The following is an 18,534-nucleotide window of genomic DNA, read 5'->3' as shown; positions in this document are numbered from 1 at the left end:
TACTATACAGCCTGCATCAGTCAGTGCAGGCTGCTTTGACGGAGTTTTGAATTATGTTGTATTTGGTCATTATTGCCATGATTGCGTTACTCGGTGCGCTCGCCTATTGGCAACACCAGCAAGAAAAAGCATGGCTTGCCCAGCTCAACAATCCAACCGACGACATCGCCGAACCGAGCGAGCCTGAATCCGAATCGCCCTTATCTGAAACCATCGAATTGCTGGGCAACCCACAGCCGTACAAACCGTTACACTACACCGTGCCAAAAAGCGAAGTTCAGGCGCAACCCGATGTGCCTGCCGAAATTGAAATCGCCCCAACCGAATTGGAAGTGAAATCAACCGAACAGTCAGACGAATCGCCTGCGCCAACTGTGACAACCGACCTGATTGATGTCACCCATATCCAGCCTACATCGCTAATTTTTGAAGATATCAAGCCCGAGCCAGCCGCAGACGAAACCAACGATTTCGCCTTTGAATTATTGGCAGAAACCACACCAGAAATCATCACGCCCGAAGAAACTGCGCGTAATTTGCAACTGGTACACAAGCTGCAACAAGCCGAACAGCCAGCCGTGTGCATTGACCGTAGCGTAGAAGTGGAAGAAGAAATCATCATCCCCGAACGCGAAATTATCAGCAGCGAAGAAGCCACGCGCTTTTTGCATACTTCGCTCACAAGCAGCCTGCACACACCAATTGAACCCGATGTCATCATCAAAGAAGAATCGCTGTTTACGCCTGCTTCTGTGATTACTTCGCGCGACCCCGCTTTGCATCGCGTTCGCCAGCGCACTTTAACCGAATTAGCCGAAATCGCGCCCAGCGATGACGTAGTACAAATTGAAATTGATGACGAACCACTAAAAAAAACAGAAGAAATCGCGTTAGACACCACCCCAGATGAAGAAATTGAAATTGTGCAGGCTGCTTTGCTTACTCAAACCAAGCCAGAAGAAATCATTTTGCCAACTCAATCGGTGGAGCTGGAAACCATTCACATTGACGGCATCAAAGCCAGCTTGCATCGCCAGCGTTTGGCGCGTCAGCAAACTGCGCCTGCATCATCAAGCGATACGCTATCTATGCCATCATCGCCCGATTTAGACGTGATTCCTGCGCGTGAAGTGTGGGCAAATTTGTCTAATACACGCCTTGCGCCGTCTCGTTTGTCGCGCAAAAACCGTCAAGAATCGCGCCCTGCACCAACTCCAAGCAGCCTGCACACGATTACGCCGATTGCAGGCGTGGCGGTAGCAGAAGTCGCAGCGTTCCCAGCATCGCCCATTCCTGCGCCCGAAATTGTTGAGCCTGTTAGCTTTGCTCACAACACACCACACGCAGAAGAATTTGCCGCACATTTTTTCGCGCCAAAGCAGCCTGCACAGCCAAAGTCCCCTATCGCCCCAGTCGCGCCTGCGCCTATTGTGCAGGCTGCTTCTTCCAGCGAAGACACCACTTGGCTAGACGACAGCAGCGATACATTAAATGAAGCCGATTTCGCGGCATACTACGCCCAGCAGGAACAAGCGCAAACCAACAGCACTTTGCCACCGCTCACCCTATTGCAACCTGCCAAACACAATCCTGCTGCCGTACAAAGCCCCGAAGCCTTGCTCGACAACAGCATCGTGATTGAAGAAAAATTGGCTGAATACAAAGTCAAAGTTAAAGTGTTGGACGCTTATGCAGGGCCCGTAATTACGCGCTACGAAATTGAGCCAGATGTCGGCGTGCGCGGCAATTCCGTTATCAACTTGGAAAAAGACTTGGCGCGTTCGCTGGGCGTGGCTTCCATTCGCGTGGTAGAGACAATCCCAGGTAAAACCTGCATGGGCTTGGAGTTGCCCAATCCCAAACGCCAAATGATAGGCTTGCGCGAAGTGTTGGATTCGGAGCAATTTGCGCGTAGCACGTCCAAGCTAACCCTTGCGTTGGGACAAGATATTTCGGGCAATCCAGTGGTTACTGACCTTGCCAAAGCACCGCATTTGTTGGTGGCAGGCACAACAGGCTCGGGCAAATCGGTGGGCGTAAACAGCATGATTTTGTCTATGCTCTACAAAGCCACACCCGAAGAAGTCCGCATGATTATGATTGACCCGAAAATGCTGGAATTGTCGGTGTATGAAGGCATACCACATCTGCTCGCGCCAGTGGTTACCGACATGAAACTCGCCGCCAACGCACTAACGTGGTGCGTAAACGAAATGGAAAAACGCTACCGTTTGATGAGCCACGTTGGTGTGCGTAACCTAGATGGCTACAACCAAAAAATCGCACAGGCTGCTTCGCGTGGGCAAAAAATCGCCAATCCGTTTAGCCTAACGCCGCAAGACCCCGAACCGCTAGAAAAATTACCGTCTATCGTTGTTGTGGTAGATGAATTTGCCGATTTAATGATGGTAGCAGGCAAACAAATTGAACAGCTCATCGCACGATTGGCACAAAAAGCTCGCGCGGCAGGCATTCATTTGATTTTGGCAACCCAGCGACCCAGCGTAGATGTGATTACAGGCTTGATTAAAGCCAACATTCCCACGCGCATCGCATTCCAAGTGTCGAGCAAAATTGACAGCCGCACTGTGTTAGACCAAATGGGCGCAGAAAACCTGTTAGGACAAGGCGATATGCTGTTCTTGCCCCCAGGTGTTGCCTATCCGCAGCGCGTGCATGGCGCATTTGTGGCAGACAACGAAGTCCACGCGATTGTGGATTACCTAAAACAATTTGGCGAACCCGATTACATTGACGACATTTTGATGCCCGAGCAAGACGAGTTCAATTTCACAAGGCAAAGCAGCGAGCGCGACCCCTTGTTTGACCAAGCGGTAGAAGTGATTGTGCGTACCAAAAAAGCCAGCATTTCATCGTTGCAACGCCACCTGCGAATTGGCTACAACAAAGCAGCGACTTTAATCGACCAACTGGAAGCAGAAGGCATTGTGTCCGCCGCCGACCATTTGGGCAAACGCACGATTTTGGCACGTCAGAGCGAATCTTAATCGCGCAAAATAAAGTGCAGGCTGCTTTTCGCGCAAAAATCGCCCCAAAAGCAGCCTGCACTTTATTTCTGCCGTCATTCCTAGATAGGCAGGAATCCAGCAAACTATTTAGACAACAGAACACTATTCTGATAATTAAATCCGCCAGATAGATTCCCGCCTGCGCGGGAATGACGAAGTTATCGTTTCATCAAAGGAAACCCAAATGGACAAAATCTTTTTGCACGGCATGAAAGCCGACACCCTAATCGGCGTATATGAATGGGAACGCCAGCAACGCCAAACTGTGCTGCTGGATTTAGACATCGCCCTGCCCGAACAAGCCACCCAGCAAGACGACATCGCCCAAACCATTCACTATGGCGAAGTGTGCCAGCAACTGCGCCAACAGCTTGCCACGCGCGATTTTTTGCTGCTAGAAAGTTTGGCGCAATACGTTGCCGATTTCATTTTGACCGACTTTGGCGCAAAATGGGTGCGCGTTCGCATTACCAAATTGGGGATTTTGCCCAATGTACAAAACGTGGGCGTGGAAATCGAACGCACAAAATAAATCATCATAACAATGTATTAAAAGCAGCCTGCATTTTTAAAGGTGCAGGCTGCTTTTTTTGTATTCGGAGAGCGTATCGTTCGGCTGCTGCGAATTGAAGCGTGGGTATGGCGGCGCAACGCCATGTTCGTGCTTATGCTGCAAATGGTCGCTATTCCCGTCCATTAAAATATTCCTGTGCGCCGCTATCAAAAAAACTTTGCAATATGGCTTGGGCGGCAACTTGGTCTAGCTTGGCTTTTTGTTTGCGCCCGAACACTTGGGCTTGACGCAAGAGTTCTTCGGCATACACGGACGATAGGCGTTCATCTACCCAATACACGGGCAAGGCGAAGCGTCCATGCAGCCTGCGCCCGAATTTGCGTGCTAGCTGCGTGATTTCGTGTTCTGTGCCGTCCAAATGGCTGGGCAAGCCGACTACCAAACAGCTTGGTTGCCATGCTTGGATTTGTTTGGCAATTTGAGCGAATTTGTCGTCGTTGCTTTGCCCTGTAATCGTGATAAGTGGGTGGGCGATGCCGATGCTGGCTTCGCCTTGTGCCACGCCGATGCGCTGTTCGCCAAAATCAAAGGCGAGCGCACTGCCTTGTGTGGGAGGCTTATGCATGACCTGCTCCCATTAAGTTTTCCAAACGCACGCCCAATTTGTTGAGTGCGGCACGATAGCGTTCTTCGGCTGGGGTGTGGAACAAAATGTCTTGGTCGGCTGGTACGACTAGCCAATCGTTTTGGGCGATTTCTTGTTCTAGCTGCCCTTTTTTCCAGCTGGAATAGCCAATGGTTAGCAGCGCGTGGTCAATTTCATCGTCTTTGGCTAAACCGTCTATGATATCGCGCGATGTGGTCAGCGAGAGTTCGTCGCTAATGTGCAGGCTGCTTTCCCAGTTGCCAACAGGCGTGTGCAACACAAAGCCGCGTTCGGTTTGCACAGGCCCGCCCATCATCACATATTGCCCAGCAAAACGCGCTGGCGTGTTTTGTCCAATCGCCGCAAACACCACTTCCATGTGTACGGGCGATGGTTTGTTAATCACAATCCCCATTGCGCCCGATTCTTGATGTTCGCCAATCAGTACCACGCTGTGTTCAAACATCGGATCGCGCAACGATGGAGTGGCAATTAAAAAATGTTCGGCTAAATTCATTTTGCTTATCCGTTGTTTTGATATAGGTTGCCAATATGGTGCTGCTGGCGGTTTTTGCAAGTGCAGGCTGCTTTTTATAATACTTTATAGCTATTTTTATCATGAAATACTGGATATATATACTCAATCAGCAAAATGCAGTACAATCAACCCAGTAAAACTTAACAATCGCACAAGGAAACTTAATATGAAAGCCGAATTACAAGCCATTCGTTTAGAAAATTTTCATAAATTGGTACAAGAAGCAGGCACAATCGCCAAATTAGCGCGCCGTTGCGGTTATGATAAACCTGTTTACTTATACCAAGTAAACGCCCAAAAAGTCAAAGCTAACGGCAAAACCATGGGCATTGGCTCGCTCATGGCAAAAAAACTGGAAAGCGGCATGAACAAACCCGCAGGCTGGTTGAGCCAACGCCACGATGACTCGCAACCTAGCACTACACGCGCCGCTTTTTCTGCCACACCAGCGCAATCCGAAAGCAGCCTGCACGGCATCAACACCATCACATTGGCGTTTACAGGCGCATCGGGTATGCCTTATGGCATGCGCTTGCTCGAAGTGTTGTTGCAAATGGGTAAAACCGTGTATTTGGTTTACTCGCAAGCCGCTCAAATTGTTGCACAACAAGAAATGAGCTTTGCTTTGCCGACTTCGCCAGCCGAAGCGCAAACTTTGTTGTGCAAACATTTCAACTGTGCGCCCGAACAGCTTTATGTGTTTGGCACAAAAGAGTGGTTCGCGCCCATCGCATCGGGTAATGCCGTTGCCGATGCCATGATTATTTGCCCGGCCAGCATGGGAACAGTTGCCGCCATCGCACATGGCACAGCCGACACGCTGCTGGAACGCGCTGCCGATGTGGCGATTAAAGAAAAACGCCCATTGATTTTAGTGCCGCGCGAAGCACCGTTTTCTACTTTGCATTTGGAAAACATGCTCAAACTCTCGCAACTGGGCTGCACTATTTTGCCGCCAGCCGCAGGTTTCTATCATCAACCCAAAACCGTTGAAGATATGGTGGATTTTGTTGTGGCGCGTATTCTTGACCAACTGCGCTTACCACATCAGCTCATGCCCAAATGGGGACAATAATGGAAGGTTTGTACGAACTGGTTTCGCTACTGATTCGCTTTGTAGCGTGGCTGTTCCAGTTATTCACACCTTCTGAATGAATCTTTGACATAAAGCAATTTGCAGGCTGCTTCGATACGCTTATAATTCAACGCGCAGGCAGCCTGCAACTTTTTTAATTTGTTTACAACGGAGTTTTATTATGAAGAAAACACTCGCTATTTTAGCCGCAACCGTTTTGTGCCAAACTGCCTTTGCGCAAGGCATTGAAGCGAGCGAAGCCTATGCCTACCCAACTTTGCAGGGCATGAAACAAGGCGGCATTTTTATTAACCTAAAAAACACCGATGCCACCGACAATAAATTGATTGGTGCAAGCGTAGAGAAAAACATTGCTAGCAAAACCGAATTGCACACGCATATTAACGACAACGGCGTGATGCGTATGCGCGAAGTAAAAGGCGGTATTCCGTTGCCAGCAGGTCAAACGCAAGAATTGAAGCGCGGCGGCTATCATGTGATGATTTTTGACGTGGTTAAACCATTGCAAGTGGGCGATAAATTCCCTGTAACGCTCAAATTCCAAAACGGCAAACCGCAAACCCTGACCGTAACCGTGCGTGAAATGGCTCACGGCATGGCTGGTCATGGTCATGACCACGGTGCGACTCCTGCTCCACATAAACACTAATCTGTTCTGTTTGCTTAAATAAAGTGCAGGCTGCTTTTGAAATTACACAAAGGCAGCCTGCACTTTTTATCCAACTCAATTTACTTCAATGTGCGAATCCCTACCGCATCTTTAACCTGCGCCAACAATTCACGCGCTTCCACTCGCGCCTTGCTTGCGCCTGCTTGTAAAATGTCTTCAATACGACTTGGGTTAGCGATTAAATCGTTGTACACATCGGTTTTACTGTCCAATTCTTCGCCGATTTTTGCCGACAAGATTTTCTTCGCTTCGCCCCAAGCCAAGCCATCATTCAAGGCCTGCTCAAACGCCACCGTTTCGCTGGGCGTGGCAAACGCTTGATAAATTTCAAACAACGGGCTTTCGTTTTTTTGCTTCGGTTCACCTGGTTCTTTTAAATTGGTCACGATTTTGTTTACCGCTTTTTGACGCTGTTTTGGCGTTTGGAACAGTGGAATGGTGTTGCCATACGATTTAGACATTTTGCGTCCGTCCAAGCCAACCAATAAATGCACGTTTTCATCGGTTTTGGCTTCGGGCAACACAAACAATTCTTTGCCAAAACGATGGTTGAAGCGTTGCGCAATATCGCGTGCCATTTCAACGTGTTGAATTTGGTCGCGACCCACAGGTACATCGTTGGCACGGAACATCAAAATATCTGCCGTCATCAAAATAGGATAGCTATATAAACCCATTTCCACTTCAAAATCGGGGTCTTGTTGTTCGGCGATATTTTTGTCCATCGCGGCTTTGTAGGCATGAGCGCGGTTCATCAGCCCTTTGGCGGTGATGCAAGTCAAAATCCAGTTCAGCTCCAAAATTTCGGGAATGTCGGATTGGCGATAAAACGTGGTGCGCTCGGTATCCAAGCCGCACGCAAGCCAAGTGGCTGCCACTGCACGTGTGGATTCATCAATCATGGCTGGGTCGTGGCATTTGATGATGCCGTGGTAGTTCGCCAAAAACAGATAGCTTTCTACGTTGTCTTGCGCAGCGGCACGAATGGCAGGGCGAATCGCGCCCACATAGTTGCCCAAATGGGGAATGCCTGTGGTGGTGACGCCTGTTAATACGCGGTGTTTGTTCATGGTGTTTGTCCGATTGCTTAAAAAGTAGAAATTTTAGCATAAAAAGCAGCCTGCACTTTTTTGGTTAATTAAAGTGCAGGCTGCTTTTTCATATTATTTACATCACTCGTGGCTTCGCGTGTTCTGCTTGAACTGCTGCCACAATGTCCGCGCCAAACAAGGCATTGACATCGGTTTCATCAAACGTGTAATGCTCGTTGCAGAAATCGCAATCCACCGTGATGCTGCCCTCTTCTGCCACGACTGCGCCGACTTCCTGTCCGCCCAACATCAGCAACATATCGCTCACTTTGCCACGCGAACAAGTGCAAGCAAATTCCAATGCTTCGGGTTCAAACACGCGCGGCGGGGTTTCGTGATACAGGCGATACAGCAAGTTTTGCGCGTCCAAATTCAGCAATTCGGTTGCGGTGAGCGTTTCGGCTAGCGCGGTAACGTGTTGCCATGCTTCGGGATTAGGCTGCTCTTCGGGCAAGCGTTGCAACAACAAACCGCCCACATGTTGCGCGTCTGCCGCCAAAGCGATGTAGGTTTCTAGCTGCTCCGAACGCGCCATATAGTGCATCAACATACTGGCGATGCTGCCACCTTCCAATGGCACAACGCCTTGCCACGGCTCGCCGTCTTTGGGCTGCACGGTCAAAACAAACACGCTGTTGTCGCCCAGCAAGGTGTTTAAATCGGCATCATCGGCAATGGCAACGTGTTCGTCCCAGCGAGCGGTAGCGCGAACGGTATGTTCCGAAGTCGCTTCTACCACCAACATTTTTAATACGCCCTGCCCTTGCACTTGCACGATGAGCGTACCGTCTAATTTTAGGTTGCTGGATAACAAGCTGCCTGCTGCCAGCAATTCGCCCAGAGCGCGTTGAATGGCGACTGAATAATGTTTGCGCTGCAAAATGTGTTGCCAAACACCGCCTAGTTGCGTGTGTAAGCCACGAATGGGCATATCGTCAAAAATAAAGCGGATTCTTTCGTTCATATTGTGTTCTTTCGTTTTGTGATTTGGTTGATTAAAATAAAAATGATACAAGGCGACAACAACCGCCGTGTACGATAAGTATAGTGAAATGAAATTGCAATAGGACGGTGTTGCCAACGCCCTTATGTGCTATTTGCACACGGCGTGCGTTGTCGCCTTGTCCTATTTTTATTTCATTTCACTATACATAAGGGTGTTGGCAACGCCGTATCATTGCGATTTTAATCAACCATGCGTGGCTAAATGGGTGCAGGCTGCTTTTTTGCAAGATTCAATTTGTTTTACGCCTCGTCCACCATTTCTCGCGCAAAAGTCTTTTCGCAATAATGGCATTTTAGTTTGGTTTGTCCCTTATATTCGCGCACATAAAACAAACTGCGAACAGGCTCAACATGGCTGGCACAGTTGGCATTGGGGCAACGGAACACTTCGGCGATGGATTCGGGCAACTGCAATTTCATCTTTCGCACCACCGCAAAGTTTTCAATTTGATTGACCACCGCATTGGGCGAAAACAATGCCAAACGGTTGGCATCTTGCTCCGAAAACTGCACGTTTTTAATCTTGATGATGTCTTTGCTGCCTTGACTTTGGCTGGGCAAATTGAACCCGACCGTTACTGCGTGTCCATAATGCAGCAGCTTAAATTGGCGCAAAATCGTCAAACCCAAGCCTGCTGGAATGTGGTCAATCACTGTGCCATTTTCAATCGCTTCCACGCTTAATTGTTGATTTTTCATGTTATTCCATTCCTTTATACTTGTTGATTGAGTACCAAAGCCAGCATCGCCATTCGCGCATACATGCCGTTTGCCGCCTGCTCAAAATAATACGCATACGGCGTGTCATCTACATCGGGCGCGATTTCATCAACACGCGGCAAGGGGTGCAACACCCGCAAATTCGGTTTTGCATTCTGCAACATCGCCGCATTCAAATTGAATTTGCCTTGAATTTTGGCGAATTCTTCTTCATCAAAACGCTCGCGCTGCACACGGGTCATATACAAAATATCTGCCCACTCAATCGCCTGTTCCAAGCTGTCAAAAGTTTGCCAAGTGCAGGCTGCTTCGTCCAATTCCTGCGTAATGTAATCGGGCATTGCCAAGCTGTTGGGCGACACAAACGCAAATTCGCATTGAAATAGCTTCAACGCCTGCGCCAACGAATGCACGGTGCGACCGTATTTTAAATCGCCACACATCGCAATTTTTAAACCGTGCAGGCTGCCTTGCGTTTCGTAAATCGTAACCAAATCCAGCAAAGTTTGGCTGGGGTGCTGATTTGTGCCATCGCCTGCGTTGATGACTGGCACGCGCGAAAATTCTGCCAACACACGCGCTGCACCGTCTTTGGGGTGGCGTTGGATAATCGCATCGGCATAATTGCTGATGATTCGCGCCGTGTCGGCAAGCGTTTCGCCTTTTTTCGCGCTGGTGTTTGCGCCATCGGCAAAACCAATCACTTTGCCGCCCAAGCGTTGTACCGCCGTTTCAAACGACAAGCGTGTGCGTGTTGATGGCTCAAAAAAGCACGATGCGATGATTTTGCCGTCTAGCAATTTATCTTGTGGATTATGTTTTAATTTCAATGCTGTATCCAGCAATAGTTGTAATTGCGCCACGCTTAAATCGGCAACCGAGATGATGTTTTGTTGATAGAGTGAGTTGGGCATAACAGGCTTTCGGAGTAGGAAAAACGGTGCGGATTATATCATTTGGGCGATGAAAAGCAGCGTGCACTTTTTGATAATATTTCACAATTTATAGATGTTAAACTCTTTGAATCTTGGTAAAATAGCTTGATTTTTTAAAAACGGAGAAAATAATGTCGTCCAACCAACCAACCAACCAACCAACCAACCAACCAACCAACCAACCAACCAACCAACCAACCAACCAACCAACCAACCAACCAACCAACCAACCAACCAACCAACCAACCAACCAACCAACGTAAACTAAACTACCCCAGCGATTACATTCCCTATGAAATTCGCGCTCAAATCACGCAAATTGACCCCAATTTGGACGTGTTCTGGCAACAAAATCTAAACGATATTTTTACCACTCTTTCGCCGCAAGACCGCAAAAACGTGGCGCAACAAATTCTCGCGCCCAAGCACATTTTTTGGAATGCCGACAAAAAAGTGTTTGAATACAAAGAAAGCGTGCAAACTTTAGCGCAGGCGGCAAACGCTGTTCCCACGTCATTCAAAAAGCTTAAAGTGTTGGCAAACCAAGTGGCGCAGAGCTTGTCTTTGTTGCAAAACGACTACCACGAAGCCACGCAAATCGCCGATTATTTGGAAAATATGTTGGAAAAAATCCAGCTTTTTGATTGCGACAACGATTTGGAACAGCATATTTGTAAACAAAATGTTTACCGCGCCTTTATTTATGCAGCTGCCGACGTGATTCGCAATAAGCAAAATTTGGAATTGCCGCCCAATGCGCGAAAATTGCATGTTAATGCGGTTAAAGTGTTCATCAACGAAGTGTATTTAAAACAACAATTATTGGGCTATGCGTTTAAAACGGTGCGAAATCGTCAGCTTTTGGCGCACCCACACCCGTTGATGTCGCAATTTTTGGCGCACGAACAAAAAACGCGCCAGTTGGAAGTTGTCCGCGCTTCGGGCTATTTGTTTGCGATTGCGCCAATGTTGGAATACAGCAGCAATCCGTTTGGCATTCGCCGCTTTTTGGAAGAAGAGCGTTTGTTTGGCGGTTCATTGTTGCTGCACGGCGCATCGTATAATGCAGCGTATTTGTCGGGCAGCCGTCCGCCAACCGAGCTGTTTTTCCAAAAGCAAATTGAGTTCATTATTACGATTCAAGGCAATATCCGCAAAGTGGTCATGGATTTTATGGAGCAGTTGGACGTGTATCACGAAGAACGCTTGCTCACGCTGCTGTTTGCGCCGTTTGGCACGTCATCGGGCAGCCTGCAACAGGAAGTCCACAAGCGTTTGGCAGATTATGAAAAACTGCTCACAGTCGGGATTTTAGAGCCGCTTGCCAACAGTTTGCGCCGTTTGCCCAATCACCAAGATGAGTTTGATTTTATTTATGTGAGTATGCGACAACTGTTGGGCAAAATGATTGCTGCGTTACAGGATTTTCAAATGCAGCCTGCACTTTTGTTGGACGACCAAGTCAAAAGTTTGTTGGGACGTTTAACCGCGTATGCGACCTTTTTGGAAAAACGCCGCAGCGATGTGTTTGCCGAGTTGGAGCAAAACCAGTGGGCGGAAAACCACAAGCAAACGTTGTTGCCAATGAAGCACGTTCGCGGCGTGGCAAAAGACTATTTGGATGAATACCGCAAGCGCAAATATGCAGTGGACAAGCAGCAGCGTTTGTTGGAACAAACCGAAAGTCTGTTAGACAAATTGTTCAAGCGCAAGGCAGCGCAAGAGCGGGAATTGGAAGAGCTGAAAAAGGATTTGCGAAAAGTGCAATACGAAGCGCATAAGCAGTTGTGCTATCCACCTGAATCGGTGCTGCAATTAACCGTTCGTATGGAATTTGAAACGCAGTTGAACGTGCGCCCAGAAGAGCGCAATTTGGCGTTTCCCGATGGCGATAATGGCGTGTCGCGTTTGCCTATGGTTTTGACTTTGCCCGAAAATCGTTTGCAGTTTGATGTGAATGCGTTTGCCAAAGCGGTTAATGTGGGCGAACATGAAGATGAAGAGAAAATGTTGCACGAAGCGGAAAAGGTGTTGTTGAAGCGGACTTAAATCGGGCAAGAAAAAAGTGCAGGCTGCTTTTTAATCAAACAAAAGCAGCCTGCAATCTTTTATAATCACGCTTCTTTTATTTTGCTGACCCAATTATGTCGTCCATCATTCAACTCCCCGACCATTTAATCAACCAAATTGCCGCAGGCGAAGTGGTAGAACGCCCAGCCAACGCGCTCAAAGAAATCCTAGAAAACAGCTTGGACGCAGGCGCAACGCAAATCCAAATCGACATTGCAGGCGGCGGCATCAAGCTGATTCGCGTGTGCGACAACGGCAGCGGCATCGATGCCGAATCGCTGCCTTTGGCTTTGTCGCGCCACGCCACCAGCAAAATCAAAACGCTGTCCGATTTGGAGCGCGTTCGCAGCATGGGCTTTCGCGGCGAAGGCTTGGCGAGCGTGGCATCGGTGTCGCGCCTAACTTTGACCAGCCGCCCAGCCACGCAAGCCCACGCCGCGCAAATCAAGGCAGAAGACGGTGTGTTCCAGCCCGTGAGCGCGGCATCGCACCCAGTCGGCACAACGGTAGAAGTGGCGGAATTGTTTTTCAACACGCCTGCACGGCGCAAGTTTTTGAAATCGGAGTCCACCGAATACGCGCATTGTTTGACGATGGTAGAACGCTTGGCGTTGGCAAATCCCAACGTGGCGTTTACCTTAAAAAACAACGATAAATTGATTTTTGCCTATCCAGCGCAATCGCCAGAACAACGTGTCGCGCAGATTTTGGGCGCGGAATTTCACGCCGCCAGTTTGCCTGTGTCAAGCGAAAATGGCGCGTTGCAACTGAACGGTTTTGTCTCCAAGCCAACTTTTGCCAAAGGGAAATCGGATACGCAATATTTCTTTGTCAATCAACGTTTTGTGCGCGATAAAGTGATGCTGCACGCGGTTAAGCAAGCCTATCGCGATGTGTTGCACAATCAAATCACGCCTGCGTTCGCGCTGTTTTTGACGATTGACCCCAGTTTGGTTGATGTAAATATCCACCCAACCAAAACCGAAATCCGTTTTAGAGACAGCCAAGCGGTGCATCAACTGGTTTTCCATTGCGTAAACAAAGCATTAGCCAACACACGCGCCGATTTAACCAGCAGCGTCAGCAATGCAGGCGCGATTTTGCACGAACGAATGGCAAACGACACCGCTCACGAAATCGCCCCAAACGCATACGAAAGCAGCCTGCACACGCGCCCTACTCCGTCTGCATCGGTTGCGCCTGCGCCTTATGCGGCTTACCACGCGCCGCGCCAAAGCAGCCTGCCATTGCGCGAACGACAAGCCGCGCTGGATACTTATGCCGAGTTATATCGCCATGATGATGACATCGAGCCCATGCCAAGCCACACGGTGCAGGCTGCTTTACCAACCGAATCGCGCGAACAACACACTTTGGGCTTTGCTTTGGCGCAACTGCTGGGCATCTACATTTTGGCACAAACCGAAGACGGCTTAATTTTGGTAGATATGCATGCCGCTGCCGAGCGCATCAACTACGAAAAACTGAAAACCGCGCACCACGCCAATGGCATTCAAGCGCAAATGTTGTTGATTCCAGTCGTGTTTGCCGCCACGCATGCCGAACAAGCGGCGGTTGATGAATTTTCTCACAGCTTGCGCGAATACGGCTTGGATTTGGTCAATGCCGAAACAGGCAAAATCGCCGTCCGCACCGTGCCGAATATGTTGAGCAAAAGCGATGTGGCAACGTTGGCGCGAGAAGTGTTGCGCGATTTAATGGCAACAGGACAATCGCCCACCGTGCGCGATAGAGAAAACGAGATTTTGTCCACGATGGCGTGTCATGGTTCGGTGCGCGCTGGGCGACAATTAACCCTGCCCGAAATGAATGCCTTGTTGCGCGACATGGAGCAATTTCCGCGTAGCAATCAATGCAATCACGGCCGCCCCACTTGGGTGAAGATTGGTTTGGACGATTTAGATGCGCTGTTTTTGCGCGGACAGTAAGTTGTGTATATAAATAAAGTGCAGGCTGCTTTTTCACGGAAAAACCGTTTAAAAAGCAGCCTGCACTTTTTGTTTACTTTTATTCTTGATTAGATGCAGCAGCTTGTTTTGCCGCTTTGGCTTCGGCACGACGCGCATCTTGTTTTTCAATCGCTTCACGAATGCCAGGTTGTTCCAGCGCGTGTTGTTGCTCTTCCGCGCTCACTTCGCCTTGAAAACGATTGTTCAGATTAAAACGCTTGCCACCACGCGCCACCGCTTTGATGTATCGCGGACGGCGACAATGGTTTGCCAATGCTCGCTTAACCAATTCTGCGTTAAATTGCGGCAAAGCAGCAATCAATTCATTTTCCACGCCCACCGCCAATGGTTTGCATTTTTGAAAAACTTCATATTTATTATAAAGATATTCTGCAACCATATCAGTTTGCTTCTTTTTGCTCATCGCTTGCACCGCATTTTTCAACGCCGCGCCCAAAGCTGTTTCGTGTGTCATGTTTGTTCCCTAGTAAAGTTAATGAGGTAGATATTCATGCAGCGTATTGCGTAATATCGCTACATCTTGTATCACGTCAATACATGCTTTTCCTAATTTTTGCAGCGTAACAAAACGTATTTTGCCATTTTGGACTTTTTTATCGTGCTGCATGTGCTGTATCCATTTTTCCAATGCAAAGACAGGCGGCGCATCTGGCAAACCAGCCTGCTGCAATAATTGCTGTATTCGCACCGTATCTGCCGCGGATAGATAACCCAGTTGCTCGGACAATTTCGCCGCCAACACCATACCAGCTGCTACTGCTTCGCCATGCAACCACACGCCATAACCCATTTCCGCTTCAATCGCGTGTCCAAACGTATGCCCCAAATTCAGCAAAGCACGTACACCCTGTTCGGTTTCGTCTTGCGCCACAATGTCCGCTTTCATTTGGCAGCAGCGCAAAATCAATTCGCTTAACAACGTTTCATCACGCTGCATAATCGCCACAATGTTGCGTTCCAACCATTGCAAAAACTGCTCATCGCCCAACAAAGCGTATTTAATTACTTCCGCCATACCAGCCGACAATTCACGATTGGGCAAAGTGTTCAGCACATTTAAATCCACCAAAACGGCTTGCGGTTGATAAAACGCGCCAATCATATTCTTGCCCAAAGGATGATTGATGGCGGTTTTGCCACCGACTGACGAATCCACTTGGCTCAACAAAGTGGTGGGAATCTGCACAAACGGAATACCACGTTGATAAGTTGCCGCAGCAAAACCAGCCATATCGCCAATCACACCACCGCCCAATGCCAAAATCGTGGTTTTTCTATCCGCATAATGCCGCAACAACGCATCATAAATTTGATTGAGCGAATCGTGCGTTTTGTATTGCTCGCCATCGGGCAAAATAATGGAAAAACAATCCACTCCATTAGCAGAAAGCAAATGCTCCAATTTTTGCAAATACAAATCTGCCACCAACGTATTGGTTACAATGGCAACCTTGGACGTGATATGTGGCTGAAAATATGAAAAATCGCCCAATATCCCAGCTTTAATATAAATGGGATACGAATGCGACGGCGTTTTGACGATAAGCGATTGCATCACAATTCTTCTATCATTTCTAAAATTTTATTCAACGTGGTTTGACAGCCCAATTTACCCACTTCCAGCACAATGTGCGCCGTTTCGCGATAAATAGGGTGGCGAATTTCATACAATTCTTTAAATTTTGCCAATGGGTCTGCCACTTGCAATAATGGGCGATTTTTGTCGTAACGAGTCCGTTCAAACAGAATTTCGGGCAAAACGTGCAAATAAATGACCGTCCCCTTATCGCGTAAACATGCACGATTATTTTCACGCAACACTGTGCCACCACCCGTTGCCAATACAATGTTATCCAGAGCTGCCAAGTCAGCCAGCACCGTACTTTCTCTATCGCGAAAGCCCTGCTCGCCTTCCATTTCAAAAATGGTTGGAATGCTTACGCCAGTGCGCTCACAAATAACATGGTCACTATCATAAAAAGGACGATTTAAATGCTCTGCAAGCTGCTTGCCCAGTGTGGTTTTGCCTGCACCCATCAGTCCCACCAAAAATAAATTGCCTGCCATGTTCTTTTCCATGGCAGGCATTTTAACCTAAATTTGCAATTTATGCAGAGGCTTTTTTAGTAGCGCAATACACTGCTTTCCGCCCCCATAATGCGTGGCGTGATGAAGAACAGCAATTCATTGCGACTACGGCTACGCGAGCGAGATTTAAACAAATTACCCAATACTGGGATATCGCCCAATAAAGGTACTTTGCTAACGTTATTAGCCATTTGTTCTTGATAAATACCACCCACAACCAAGGTTGCACCATCTTCAATCATTGCTTGCGTTTTAACTGCACGAGTGACAATACCTGGTTCACCTTCGGCATTTACATTATTGTAATCAGGTTCATCTTTGTTAATCGCAATATCCAAGATAATTTTGCTGTCAGGCGTAATACGTGGCGTTACTTTTAAGCTCAACACTGCATCTTTAAATGCCGTACTACTATCGCCATCACTGCTGCGAGTAGTATAAGGAATTTGTGTACCTTGACGAATTTCTGCCTCTTTACGGTCTTGTGTCAAAACTCGAGGAGTTGAAATTGTTTTAGTTAAATTCTCTGTTTCCATCGCAGATAATTCTAAGCCCAATGCACCAGCAGCCCAAGAATGGATCACCGAAATAGAGCTAGTCGCAGAAGCAACAGGCAAGTTTACATTTGGATTGAAAGCAACACCACCAGTTGATGTACCAGAATTAGTAGAGCGATTATTCAATGCGATACTGTTATTCCAGTCTCCACCCCATGATGTTGCACCATTACGACGAGCACCAAACTTGACACCCAAACTTCGTGATACACCATCAGCAGCTTCCACAATACGCGCTTCTACCATTACTTGTTTAGCAGGAACGTCCAACTCATCAATCAATCGCTCAAATTTCTGAATAACAGATTGGTTATCAGTTACAATCAAAGTGTTAGTTGCAGGGTCAATCAAGGCACTACCACGAGTACTTAAAATGTTACTTCTGTCGTTAGTATTTGGTGAATCACTCAAACGTAAAATATTTTTGAATTCTTCCACATTTTTGTATTTCAACTGAAATGTTTTGGAATACAACGCACCCAAATCTTCCATTTCTCGGCGTGCTTTTGCTTCATTGCGGTCTTTATCCAGCAATTCTTGGCGTGGCGCAATGTTAATAATATTGCCATGTTTACGCATATCCAAATTACGCGCATCCATTACCAAATCCAAGGCTTGATCCCAAGGCACATCTTTTAATGACAATGTCATTTTGCCTTGCACACTATCACTGGCTACGATATTCATACCTGATTCTTGTGCCAAAATTTGCAAAACAGTACGAACTTCAATATTTTGAAAGTCTAACGAAATACGTTTGCCTGTGAAATTTTGCTGTGCACGTTTACCATTGGCAGCTGATTCTGCCACATTGCGCGTAGGTAGTACTTGAATTACATGGCGACCATTGCTTTGAGTGACCTTATGTTCCCAGCTACCTTGGTTACGAATCGTAATCTGCGTATCATTGCCAATACGTTTAACGGTAACTGTGCGAACTGGTGTTGAAAAATCAGTTACATCGAAATTGCGCTGATCTTGCGTAGCCAACGGATAGTTTTTCAAAGTAATAACCAAACGATCCGATTGCACTTTAACCTGCGGCTGACCAGTATAGGCTGATGAAAATTCAACCAAACCCGAATTTTGTCCACCTTTGCGGAAGTCCACATTAAAACCAGATGTAGCTGCTGCTGGCGTGTAGTTTGCAGCAGAATTATCCGCAGCAGATGCTTGATGAACTGTCGCTGTATTGGTTGATTTTGATTCGCTTACATAAATCCATACTTCATTACCGCGAACTTGAGCATTATATTGACCTTCTTTTGCCAAGCCTAACAAAATACGTGCATTATTATCATTTTGCGCAGCAATAATTTGATTCAACAATGCATCATTAAAACTCAAAGCTGCTTGGGGAACTTTAACACTCGTACCTGGGAAATCCAAAGCAATACGAGCAGGCGTGGCTGTAGTAAAACCAGTAGGTTCAACAGGTGCACTATCAAATTTTAATTTAATTACTCGTTGCTGGTCAGGTAGTACCGATACATTGATATCCGTAATATTTCCTGCAAAAGCAGCCTGCATTACCATGCTCAAACTTAGTACTGACAATGCTTCCAATGAATTCTTTTTCATAAC

Annotated in this window: 18 protein-coding genes; 7 read left to right on the top strand and 11 right to left on the bottom strand. The window is 47.5% G+C overall.

The window, feature by feature from the left end; all coding sequences use genetic code 11:
- Positions 1 to 53: 53 nt before the first annotated feature.
- Complete coding sequence (locus DQN52_RS05980) at positions 54 to 3,008, top strand: DNA translocase FtsK (RefSeq protein WP_003785848.1); 2,955 nt, start codon at positions 54 to 56, stop codon at positions 3,006 to 3,008.
- A 205-nt stretch (positions 3,009 to 3,213) separates the two neighbouring features.
- Positions 3,214 to 3,561, top strand: coding sequence for a dihydroneopterin aldolase (folB, locus tag DQN52_RS05975; protein ID WP_003785846.1), 348 nt, complete (start codon positions 3,214 to 3,216; stop codon positions 3,559 to 3,561).
- 36 nt (positions 3,562 to 3,597) lie between these two features.
- Here the strand turns inward: folB and DQN52_RS11480 are convergent, their stop codons facing one another.
- From DQN52_RS11480 to DQN52_RS05965, 3 genes are read right to left on the bottom strand one after another with little or no spacing between them, the layout of a single operon-like run.
- The gene (locus DQN52_RS11480) at positions 3,598 to 3,726 is read right to left on the bottom strand and encodes a hypothetical protein (protein WP_003785845.1); all 129 of its coding nucleotides are present in this window, start codon (positions 3,724 to 3,726) and stop codon (positions 3,598 to 3,600) included.
- Positions 3,713 to 4,168, bottom strand: a complete 456-nt coding sequence (gene ruvX / locus DQN52_RS05970; RefSeq protein ID WP_003785844.1) for a Holliday junction resolvase RuvX — start codon at positions 4,166 to 4,168, stop codon at positions 3,713 to 3,715. Before ruvX ends, DQN52_RS11480 begins: the two co-directional genes overlap by 14 nt.
- A complete protein-coding gene (locus tag DQN52_RS05965) occupies positions 4,161 to 4,706 on the bottom strand; it encodes a YqgE/AlgH family protein (protein ID WP_032827621.1) in 546 nt (181 codons plus the stop codon). Before DQN52_RS05965 ends, ruvX begins: the two co-directional genes overlap by 8 nt.
- Before the next feature lie 187 nt (positions 4,707 to 4,893).
- Here DQN52_RS05965 and DQN52_RS11325 point away from each other — a divergent pair, with 187 nt between their 5' ends.
- Together DQN52_RS11325 and DQN52_RS05955 are read left to right on the top strand one after the other, a co-directional pair.
- A complete protein-coding gene (locus DQN52_RS11325) occupies positions 4,894 to 5,802 on the top strand; it encodes a flavin prenyltransferase UbiX (protein ID WP_003785841.1) in 909 nt (302 codons plus the stop codon).
- A 181-nt stretch (positions 5,803 to 5,983) separates the two neighbouring features.
- Positions 5,984 to 6,472: a copper chaperone PCu(A)C gene (locus DQN52_RS05955; RefSeq protein ID WP_003785840.1), complete on the top strand. Its 489-nt coding sequence runs from the start codon at positions 5,984 to 5,986 to the stop codon at positions 6,470 to 6,472.
- 80 nt (positions 6,473 to 6,552) lie between these two features.
- On the opposite strand, the gene trpS is transcribed toward DQN52_RS05955, so the two are convergent.
- The 4 genes from trpS to pyrB all read right to left on the bottom strand — a co-directional run bounded on the left by trpS (position 6,553) and on the right by pyrB (position 10,223).
- Complete coding sequence (trpS, locus tag DQN52_RS05950) at positions 6,553 to 7,563, bottom strand: tryptophan--tRNA ligase (RefSeq protein ID WP_003785839.1); 1,011 nt, start codon at positions 7,561 to 7,563, stop codon at positions 6,553 to 6,555.
- A gap of 97 nt (positions 7,564 to 7,660) precedes the next feature.
- On the bottom strand, positions 7,661 to 8,548 hold the full coding sequence (gene hslO / locus DQN52_RS05945; RefSeq protein ID WP_032827619.1) for an Hsp33 family molecular chaperone HslO: 888 nt from the start codon (positions 8,546 to 8,548) through the stop codon (positions 7,661 to 7,663).
- A 281-nt stretch (positions 8,549 to 8,829) separates the two neighbouring features.
- Complete coding sequence (pyrI, locus tag DQN52_RS05940) at positions 8,830 to 9,288, bottom strand: aspartate carbamoyltransferase regulatory subunit (RefSeq protein ID WP_003785837.1); 459 nt, start codon at positions 9,286 to 9,288, stop codon at positions 8,830 to 8,832.
- A gap of 14 nt (positions 9,289 to 9,302) precedes the next feature.
- On the bottom strand, positions 9,303 to 10,223 hold the full coding sequence (gene pyrB, locus DQN52_RS05935; RefSeq protein WP_003785836.1) for an aspartate carbamoyltransferase: 921 nt from the start codon (positions 10,221 to 10,223) through the stop codon (positions 9,303 to 9,305).
- Between the two features lie 152 nt (positions 10,224 to 10,375).
- On the opposite strand from pyrB, the gene DQN52_RS11320 reads away from it, so the two are divergent.
- From DQN52_RS11320 to mutL, 3 genes are all read left to right on the top strand, one after another.
- Positions 10,376 to 10,507: a PT domain-containing protein gene (locus tag DQN52_RS11320; RefSeq protein WP_231954114.1), complete on the top strand. Its 132-nt coding sequence runs from the start codon at positions 10,376 to 10,378 to the stop codon at positions 10,505 to 10,507.
- A 73-nt stretch (positions 10,508 to 10,580) separates the two neighbouring features.
- Positions 10,581 to 12,293, top strand: a complete 1,713-nt coding sequence (locus tag DQN52_RS05930; protein WP_155114347.1) for a hypothetical protein — start codon at positions 10,581 to 10,583, stop codon at positions 12,291 to 12,293.
- Between the two features lie 95 nt (positions 12,294 to 12,388).
- On the top strand, positions 12,389 to 14,263 hold the full coding sequence (mutL, locus tag DQN52_RS05925) for a DNA mismatch repair endonuclease MutL (protein WP_003785835.1): 1,875 nt from the start codon (positions 12,389 to 12,391) through the stop codon (positions 14,261 to 14,263).
- 79 nt (positions 14,264 to 14,342) lie between these two features.
- On the opposite strand, the gene DQN52_RS05920 is transcribed toward mutL, so the two are convergent.
- From DQN52_RS05920 to pilQ, 4 genes are read right to left on the bottom strand one after another with little or no spacing between them, the layout of a single operon-like run.
- The gene (locus tag DQN52_RS05920; RefSeq protein ID WP_003785834.1) at positions 14,343 to 14,759 is read right to left on the bottom strand and encodes a ProQ/FINO family protein; all 417 of its coding nucleotides are present in this window, start codon (positions 14,757 to 14,759) and stop codon (positions 14,343 to 14,345) included.
- A gap of 18 nt (positions 14,760 to 14,777) precedes the next feature.
- Positions 14,778 to 15,860 (bottom strand): 3-dehydroquinate synthase, encoded by a 1,083-nt coding sequence (gene aroB, locus DQN52_RS05915; protein WP_003785833.1) that lies wholly within the window; start codon positions 15,858 to 15,860, stop codon positions 14,778 to 14,780.
- Complete coding sequence (locus DQN52_RS05910) at positions 15,860 to 16,372, bottom strand: shikimate kinase (RefSeq protein WP_111694434.1); 513 nt, start codon at positions 16,370 to 16,372, stop codon at positions 15,860 to 15,862. The genes aroB and DQN52_RS05910 overlap by 1 nt, the downstream gene beginning before the upstream one ends.
- A 56-nt stretch (positions 16,373 to 16,428) precedes the next feature.
- The gene (gene pilQ / locus DQN52_RS05905; protein ID WP_003785828.1) at positions 16,429 to 18,531 is read right to left on the bottom strand and encodes a type IV pilus secretin PilQ; all 2,103 of its coding nucleotides are present in this window, start codon (positions 18,529 to 18,531) and stop codon (positions 16,429 to 16,431) included.
- Positions 18,532 to 18,534 lie beyond the last annotated feature (3 nt).

Origin of the sequence: Kingella kingae (assembly GCF_900475905.1) — a bacterium.
GTDB classification, from domain to species: domain Bacteria; phylum Pseudomonadota; class Gammaproteobacteria; order Burkholderiales; family Neisseriaceae; genus Kingella; species Kingella kingae.
This window is presented reverse-complemented; position numbering and strand designations above follow the sequence as displayed.

Excerpts from the sequence above, each read along its gene's own strand:
- trpS (WP_003785839.1), bottom strand. The coding sequence starts at position 7,563 with ATGAACAAACACCGCGTATTAACAGGCGTCACCACCACAGGCATTCCC.
- DQN52_RS05965 (WP_032827621.1), bottom strand. The coding sequence starts at position 4,706 with ATGAATTTAGCCGAACATTTTTTAATTGCCACTCCATCGTTGCGCGAT.
- DQN52_RS05980 (WP_003785848.1), top strand. The coding sequence starts at position 54 with ATGTTGTATTTGGTCATTATTGCCATGATTGCGTTACTCGGTGCGCTC.
- DQN52_RS11320 (WP_231954114.1), top strand. The coding sequence starts at position 10,376 with ATGTCGTCCAACCAACCAACCAACCAACCAACCAACCAACCAACCAAC.
- DQN52_RS05920 (WP_003785834.1), bottom strand. The coding sequence starts at position 14,759 with ATGACACACGAAACAGCTTTGGGCGCGGCGTTGAAAAATGCGGTGCAA.
- mutL (WP_003785835.1), top strand. The coding sequence starts at position 12,389 with ATGTCGTCCATCATTCAACTCCCCGACCATTTAATCAACCAAATTGCC.
- folB (WP_003785846.1), top strand. The coding sequence starts at position 3,214 with ATGGACAAAATCTTTTTGCACGGCATGAAAGCCGACACCCTAATCGGC.
- aroB (WP_003785833.1), bottom strand. The coding sequence starts at position 15,860 with ATGCAATCGCTTATCGTCAAAACGCCGTCGCATTCGTATCCCATTTAT.
- DQN52_RS05910 (WP_111694434.1), bottom strand. The coding sequence starts at position 16,372 with ATGGCAGGCAATTTATTTTTGGTGGGACTGATGGGTGCAGGCAAAACC.
- DQN52_RS05955 (WP_003785840.1), top strand. The coding sequence starts at position 5,984 with ATGAAGAAAACACTCGCTATTTTAGCCGCAACCGTTTTGTGCCAAACT.
- pyrI (WP_003785837.1), bottom strand. The coding sequence starts at position 9,288 with ATGAAAAATCAACAATTAAGCGTGGAAGCGATTGAAAATGGCACAGTG.
- ruvX (WP_003785844.1), bottom strand. The coding sequence starts at position 4,168 with ATGCATAAGCCTCCCACACAAGGCAGTGCGCTCGCCTTTGATTTTGGC.
- pilQ (WP_003785828.1), bottom strand. The coding sequence starts at position 18,531 with ATGAAAAAGAATTCATTGGAAGCATTGTCAGTACTAAGTTTGAGCATG.
- pyrB (WP_003785836.1), bottom strand. The coding sequence starts at position 10,223 with ATGCCCAACTCACTCTATCAACAAAACATCATCTCGGTTGCCGATTTA.
- DQN52_RS11480 (WP_003785845.1), bottom strand. The coding sequence starts at position 3,726 with ATGGACGGGAATAGCGACCATTTGCAGCATAAGCACGAACATGGCGTT.
- hslO (WP_032827619.1), bottom strand. The coding sequence starts at position 8,548 with ATGAACGAAAGAATCCGCTTTATTTTTGACGATATGCCCATTCGTGGC.
- DQN52_RS11325 (WP_003785841.1), top strand. The coding sequence starts at position 4,894 with ATGAAAGCCGAATTACAAGCCATTCGTTTAGAAAATTTTCATAAATTG.